Annotated in this window: 7 protein-coding genes; 1 reads left to right on the forward strand and 6 read right to left on the reverse strand. The window is 52.6% G+C overall.

Annotated features, from left to right (window positions below; translation table 11 throughout):
* The 6 genes from L691_RS29090 to pth form a co-directional block, all read right to left on the reverse strand.
* Positions 1-540: oligosaccharide flippase family protein (locus tag L691_RS29090; RefSeq protein WP_036737226.1), on the reverse strand; the 540-nt coding region annotated here is incomplete at its 3' end.
* 136 nt (positions 541-676) lie between these two features.
* Positions 677-1,219 (reverse strand): stage V sporulation protein T, encoded by a 543-nt coding sequence (spoVT, locus tag L691_RS0115460; RefSeq protein WP_025691370.1) that lies wholly within the window; start codon positions 1,217-1,219, stop codon positions 677-679.
* A gap of 289 nt (positions 1,220-1,508) precedes the next feature.
* A complete protein-coding gene (locus tag L691_RS0115465) occupies positions 1,509-2,540 on the reverse strand; it encodes a peptidylprolyl isomerase (RefSeq protein ID WP_025691371.1) in 1,032 nt (343 codons plus the stop codon).
* Positions 2,527-6,051: a transcription-repair coupling factor gene (gene mfd / locus L691_RS0115470; RefSeq protein ID WP_025691372.1), complete on the reverse strand. Its 3,525-nt coding sequence runs from the start codon at positions 6,049-6,051 to the stop codon at positions 2,527-2,529. Before mfd ends, L691_RS0115465 begins: the two co-directional genes overlap by 14 nt.
* 163 nt (positions 6,052-6,214) lie before the next feature.
* A complete protein-coding gene (locus tag L691_RS0115475) occupies positions 6,215-6,445 on the reverse strand; it encodes an anti-sigma-F factor Fin family protein (RefSeq protein ID WP_025691373.1) in 231 nt (76 codons plus the stop codon).
* Between the two features lie 118 nt (positions 6,446-6,563).
* Complete coding sequence (gene pth / locus L691_RS0115480; RefSeq protein WP_025691374.1) at positions 6,564-7,124, reverse strand: aminoacyl-tRNA hydrolase; 561 nt, start codon at positions 7,122-7,124, stop codon at positions 6,564-6,566.
* 108 nt (positions 7,125-7,232) lie between these two features.
* Between pth and L691_RS0115485 the strand changes: the two genes are divergently transcribed.
* Positions 7,233-7,433, forward strand: coding sequence for a hypothetical protein (locus tag L691_RS0115485; protein ID WP_025691375.1), 201 nt, complete (start codon positions 7,233-7,235; stop codon positions 7,431-7,433).
* Positions 7,434-7,455: the final 22 nt, after the last annotated feature.

Here is a 7,455-nt window from a genome sequence, read left to right on the forward strand (position 1 = left end):
GCTGCTCAGAAAGAGCAGCAGCGCAATCATTATGGCGACCCGGGCCGATTGCTCGACCATTTGCGACACCGCAGTTGGCATCATATTATGCAGCCCCTGAAAATACCCCCGGAACGCGGCCAGCAACGGCACAACGGCCAGCCCCCAGGCGGCCGTCCGCAGCGCCCAGGCGACATGTCCGCTGCCGATGAAGCCGGCAACCAGCGGCGCACCCGCATACGTCGCGGCGGCGAGGAGCAGCCCTGCCGCGCTGCTGACCAGCGACGCCCGCAGCAGCACAGCCCGTCCCTCGCCGGGGCTTCCTTCGGCTTCCGCCTCAGCCACAATCTTGGATATGGCGGATGGCAGCCCAAGCATCGCAATAGTTACGAGCAGAGTATAGATCGGGTAGACCGTGTTGTAAATGCCGAATACCGCATCTCCGCCCAAGTTTTGCAGCGGGATTTTTTGCAGCGCCCCAATCAGCTTGGACAGCAGAGCTGCGGCGCTTAGGATAAAAGCGCCCTGCAGCAGTTTTGAACCCGTCGCTTGTGATTTCATGAGATACCTGCTTCATAAGATTTGGATAGAATGAATTTCTATATTATACCGCAATTATAGCCCGGCACAACAAAATCCCGCTCTCGGCTTCGCCCTGCGGCGAAATGGAGAGCGGGATTTTTAAGGGAGAGCGGGATTACTGCTCCATTTGTTTGCCCAAAAAGCCGGCGGCCGTTTCGGCCATTTTCACTTCCATCTGCGACATTTTAACCGATTCGTCTTTGTTCATCAGGACAACGGCTCCAATCGGATCTCCGCCGGAAATAATGGGTGCAGCCACATAGGACGAAAGCGCATCCTGATGATCTTTCGTTATTTCATACATGCCGCTGTCCGCTTCGAGTATCGTCTTGCGGCTGTCCATGCATTTCTCCAGCAGAGCGCCGACCTGCTTGTCCAGATAATCCTTTTTGGAGCCTCCAGCCAATGCAATGAAGGTGTCGCGGTCAGAAATAAGCGTAATATGGCCCGTACTCTCATACAGTGATTCCGCATACTCCTTCGCAAAGTCCCCCAGCTCACCGATTGGCGAGTACTTTTTCAATATTACCTCGCCGTCCCGGTCCACAAAAATCTCCAGCGGATCTCCCTCACGGATGCGGAGAGTCCGTCTTATTTCTTTGGGAATGACAACCCGTCCAAGGTCATCTATGCGTCGTACAATACCAGTAGCTTTCATTCACATGTTGCCCCGCTTTCTAAAGAAGTATTTTGCCAACTACTGCTCGGGAAGGGATCGGATAACCCCAGCGATTTATCGTGATTGTCTGACCATAGTATTCATCTGTTCCCAGTTCCTTATACATGATGCGAGGCGCCGTCTGCCTGATTTGCAGCATTTCCCTTATCTTACCGCATACACCGCTTCAGCGAACCGGCAGCAGCAGAAAAAAATGATACCGCCCGGCTTGGGCGGTATCGTTAAATCCGTTATCCTGCTTAATTTCCGGATCACGGGACTATTGGTTTTATTTAGCGCTAGGCGATGCCGCCGGAGCGGATGCGCTTGGCGAAGCCCCCGCGCTCGCGGCCGGAGAGGCACTGCTCTTCGGCAGATCGATTTTTTCAATAATGCCATTCAGGTCCTTCTCCATGAACTGCTGCAGCTTGTTCGAAGCGACGGTGCTCTTGAGCGTTTCCTTCTCTTCATTCGTCAACTGGTCGAATGTCTTCTCTTTCCGCGACTCCACCTTCATGATATGGTAGCCGTAAGTGGTCTCGACCGGATCGCTGATCGTATTCAGCGGCAGCGTCTGAGCGGCTTTTTTGAACTCTTCCACATAGGTTCCGAGTGTCATGTCCGCATACAGTCCACCGCTGTCCTTGGTTTTGGGATCGTCCGAATACTCCTTGGCTACCGCCGCGAAGTCCGCTCCGCCTTTCAGCTTCGCCTGCACTTCTTTGGCACGCTTCAGCGCGTCCTCTTTACTGCGTTCTTTCTTGTTCGCATCGGTGAAGCCAACCAGCACATGGCGCAGCGTAGCGACCGTGAAATCTCCCTTTGTCGCTTCAAACTGCTTCTTGACTTCATCGTCCGTCACTTTAAGCAGCATGTCCTGATACACCGTCAACACACGTACCATATAATCGTGAATTTGATCTTCCGTAATACCCTGCTCCTTTAGCGAGCTTGCATAGGTATTGCCAAGTCCCTGCTTATAGGAATCAAGCTGCTTATCCGCCTGCTTCTTTGCTTCTTCTTTTGCCTTATCGGAGGCTTGGCCAGCCAAATATTCGAAAGCAACCTCCTGCTTGAGGATCGTTTCTTTGAAACCATCCAGCTCCAGGTACTGCGCCTGCTCCGGCGAGAGAAATTTCATCACCTTCACATCAGTGTCGAATTCCTTCTGCGTTACCGCCCCGCCTTTGTAAGTGGCAATAGCCTTGCTGTTATCTTCGGTATCGTTCTTACTATTGCTGCTGCATCCAGCAAGCACGGACAACGAAAGGGCCGCCGTCAGCGAGACAAGCAGCACCTTCCATGATTTACTTGACCGCATTGTGTAATTCTCCCTTCGATTTAAAAGACGGTTTGACTTCCTCCAGGAATCGCTCAAGCAAGGCCAGCAGTTCCTTATCGTCAAGGTCTTTGGTCTTTATGCGAATGGTCGCTTTGGCATCTTTATCAAATTGTACACGTCTTTCAAAGCCTTTGCCAATCTTGGCAAGCTTGCCTGTATCGATCAATGCAATCCGGTCCTCATAAAAATTCAGCAGCACTTCGTCGCCGCGCCGGTTCAAAGAGTCAATCCCGAACATTTTGCCGAATATTTTAAGCCGCGCCACGGATAAAAGATTGACGACCGCCTCGGGGAGCTCGCCAAACCGGTCGAGAAGCTCATCTTCCAGCTCTGCCGCATCCTCGAAAGTAGAGACCGACGCCACCTTCTTATAGATTTCAATCTTTTGCACACTGTCGTAAATATACTCGGAAGGAAGGTAGGCGTCAATTGCCAAATCAATGACAGTATTTCCTTCTTTTAGAGAATGATCTTCCTCGCCCAGGACGCTGACCTTTCGCTTGCGGATTTCCTCCGCCAGCATTTGCGAGTACAGATCAAAACCAACGGACGCGATGAATCCGTGCTGCTCCGCGCCCAGCAGATTCCCGGCGCCCCGGATCGAAAGATCGCGCATGGCGATTTTGAAGCCGGAGCCCAGCTCCGTGAACTCCTTAATCGACTGCAGACGCTTCTCAGCCACCTCGGTCAGCACCTTATCGCGCTGGTAAGTGAAATAGGCATAAGCAATCCGGTTGGATCGTCCGACCCGGCCCCGCAGCTGGTACAGCTGGGATAGGCCCATCTTGTCCGCGTCATGTACGATGAGCGTATTGACGTTCGGAATATCCACGCCGGTCTCGATAATGCTGGTACTTACCAGCACGTCATACTCGCCGTCCAGGAAATCGAGAATCGTCTTCTCCAGCTCCGATTCCGACATCTGGCCATGTCCGATACCGACCCGAGCCTCGGGAACAAGCATCTGAATCTGGGCCGCCATTTCCTGGATGCCCTGAACCCGGTTGTACAGGTAATAGACCTGCCCGCCGCGTCCAAGCTCGCGTTCCACCGCTTCACGTACGAGCGTCTGGCTGTATTCAACAACATAAGTTTGCACAGGAAAGCGGTTCTCCGGCGGCGTCTCAATAACCGACAGATCACGGACGCCCAGCATTGACATATGCAGGGTGCGGGGAATCGGTGTCGCCGTCAGGGTGAGCACGTCCACATTGGTCTTCAGCTTCTTCAATTTCTCCTTATGCGTAACGCCGAAACGCTGTTCTTCATCGACAATAAGCAGACCAAGATCCTTGAACACAAGATCTTGAGACAGCAGCCGGTGCGTACCGATTACAATATCCACCATTCCCTGCCGGACACCCTTGATCGTCTCGTTCTGCTCCTTGCGGCTGCGGAAACGGCTGAGCACCTGGATATTGATCGGATACGAGGAGAAGCGTTCACGGAACGTCTCGTAATGCTGTTGGGCGAGTATCGTTGTCGGCACCAGTACGGCCACCTGCTTGCCTTCGATCGCCGCCTTGAAGGCGGCCCGGATTGCTACTTCGGTCTTGCCGTAGCCGACATCGCCGCAGAGCAGCCGGTCCATGGGGCGGTTCTGCTCCATGTCCTTCTTGATTTCGCCGATGGCCCGGATCTGGTCCCGCGTCTCTTCGTAAGGGAACATCTCCTCGAACTCCTGCTGCTCCGGCGTATCTTTATCAAATCCATAGCCCGGAGCACTCTGCCGCTCGGCATACAGCTTGATTAGGTCATCCGCAATATCCTGTACCGAAGAACGGACCTTATTCGTTACCCGTGTCCATTCATTGCCGCCAAGCTTGTATATTTTCGGCTCCTTGTCTTCGGAACCAACGTACTTCTGAATAAGATCAATTTGCTCAATCGGCACCGAGAGCTTGTCGCCGCCGGCGTACATAATGTGCATGTAATCGCGATGGATGCCGCTGACTTCCAGCGTGCCGATGCCCATATATTTGCCAATGCCGTGATTCTGATGAACGACGTAATCGCCGATTTTCAGCTCGGTGTAGCTCTTGATGCGCTCCGCGTTATCCATATTTTTGGACGTTTTACGCGCTTTGCGCTGTTTCTGGGAGAACAGCTCGCCTTCGGATATGACCGCGAGATGAACTGAAGGCAGTTCAAAGCCCGACCCCAAGTTGCCTTGGACAATAGCCGGTTCTTCAATCCCATAGTCGAGCAGCACCCGGCGAATCCGTTCCATACGGTCCTCGCTGCCGGCGAGCATGACGACTTGGACACCCGACTTGTGCCAGCGCTCCATTTCCGATTTCAGCACATTCATCTGCCCATGGAAATCCTGCATGCTCCGGCTGATAAAGCCGACAATATTCTGCGGTTGAACATGCGGTACCTGGCGCAGAAAAATGGACATGAAGATGCTTTGAAACGGACGTTGATACATGACCGTGTCGCTGTCGACGGATAAATGCAGGTCAGGCAGTGTTTTCCCGTTCTGCAGAAGATGCAGATTCCATTCCGATTCGTCACGTTCGAGCTGTTTGGCCGTTTCCAGCAGACGGGCCGGCTCGTCGAGGATCAGCAGAGTATCCCGCTCTATATAGTCGTATAGATGCGAGCGCTCCGGATGAAGCAGCGAAATATATTTGTAAATCTCCGAAAAATAAGTCCCTTCGCGCAAATGTTCAATCTCGCGGCCGATTTCCTCGCGCAGACGTATTTTGGCCTGCCGGTCGGCCGTCTTCTCTATTTGGCGCTCCAGCATGATCGACGCCTTGTCCGCCGCAGCCTCCAGCTGCGCCTTACCCGCGATAATTTCTTTGGCAGGCGTAATGGTCACTGTCCGAACCTTGTCGATAGATCGCTGATCGGACGGATCGAATGTCCGGATAGAGTCGATCTCGTCGTCGAACAGCTCCACCCGGTATGCCAGTTCGGTATTCATGGGATAGAAATCGAGAATGCCGCCGCGAACGCTCAGTTCACCGCGGTTCTCCACCCGTTCGACGCGCTCGTAACCCATTTCAATCATCGTGTTCAAGAAATGTTCAAGCTGGATGCTCCCGTCCTGGGAGACGGTTATCTGCGCTTCCGCCATAGCCTGCGGGGAAGGCAGCAATCGGCGAACGCCAGAATAAGGTGCGACCACAATGCCGCGGAAGCCCCGCGAGCATTTGTTCAGCACCTCGATACGCTGGGCAACCGTCTCCGGACTGGATACGGCCGTTTCCGCTGCGACCAATTCATTGGCCGGATACAGCAGCACCCGATCAGGGGAAAGCGCTTCCTGTAGATCATCGGCAATTTTTTGCGCCGAAAACATGTTGTGCGTCACGATTAATATAGGGCGGGATGTCTCCTCGTGAAGCGCGGCCAGCATGATCTGCCTGGCTGAACCGGACAATCCGGAGATCAGCTGCTCTTTCATTCCGGCGGCGACGCCTCGGGTTACCGACTGGAAATCGGAATCTTTAGAAAAAGCCTCAATAAGACCTTGTAACAAAAGGTGCACCTCACTTACTGAATCACTTCCAGCGAAATTTGACTTAACGCTTCAGAAGCGCAAAATAATAACTTATTGCAATGATAAAGTCTTATATTTTAAAATAAGCCTCAGCTTTTGAGGCCAAGGCTTGCGGATGACGATAGAAGCAGCGCCGCTTCACCTATTGAAGCGGACTGGCCAGAAGGCTGAGTTCCGGATTGTTCTCCAGCGCCTCCTTGCAGTAATTGCAGGTAACTTTAACCGTAATTTCGCCGTCTGAATCATACGCTATTATATCTCTGCGTTCCGCAGGGGTCAAGGAATGAAGGCCGAGCTGCATCTCGGTGGCCGCGCTTCTGCGGATGCTTCCGAGAAAAGTCCGGCAGTGTCTGCATACGTAGTGTATTGCCATTTATATGCCTCCTGAAGGTAAAGTATACCTTCAGTATGTCCCGTTCAGGCTTCGGTTAGCCCTGGTAGGATCATAGTCATTGCCCGGTATCTTCAGAAGCATGTTCCTCTGCGCCATTTTACCCGTTGAATTTAGCCATGGTCTGTTCGAAGGTGTTGTTCAGACTATACTCAAGGGCGTCGCAGGTATTGCCAATCATCAATGACAGCTTGTCACTATCCTTCTTGGGAAACTTGCCGAGCACATAATCGACAATCGCGTATCCGGGCTCGGGCCGTGAAATACCCATCCTTACTCTGTTGAAGACCTGGGTGCCCGTATGCTGAATGATCGATTTGATTCCGTTGTGACCGCCAGCGCTTCCTTGATACCGCAGCCTGATTTTGCCGACTTCGGTATCGAGGTCGTCGTAAACGACAATCATATCTTCCAAGGGGACTTTATAGTAGTCCATATAGGCGCGCACCGCTTCCCCGGACAGATTCATATACGTCATCGGTTTAATCAGCATAGTCTTGATTCCGCCGATAACGCCTTCTCCGATAACCGATTTGCATTTACTCTGATTAAAGACGATTCCGTATCTTCGCGCCAGTTCATCCAGAGCCATAAATCCGACATTATGCCTTGTCTTGGCGTACTCCGGTCCAGGGTTGCCCAAACCGACGATCCATTTCATTTATAAACCTTCCCTTTCTTGATACAATAGAAGTATAAGCGTTCCCGGAACGTCTATTCTAATTCCAGAGAAACGTCCATCCCATTCCAAAAGACAGGTGATGTTAATATGCTGCAGCAGGGCGAGCCTCTGACGCTTCACCGCCATTTCCAGTATCATCTACAATATGCCATACCTGTCGAGGTGTATCGCGGCGATGTGCATGTTGACATCGGCGTGCTTACCGCCGTAGACGCAAGCTTTGCGGAGCTGCAGGGAACGCTCTACAACCGCAGCCTGTTCACCTTTATCTCGCGGCCGGGATTTTGAATGGCTATAGCTGCGGCCCACA

The sequence above is a fragment of the Paenibacillus zanthoxyli JH29 genome, from assembly GCF_000520715.1.
GTDB classification, from domain to species: domain Bacteria; phylum Bacillota; class Bacilli; order Paenibacillales; family Paenibacillaceae; genus Paenibacillus_AQ; species Paenibacillus_AQ zanthoxyli.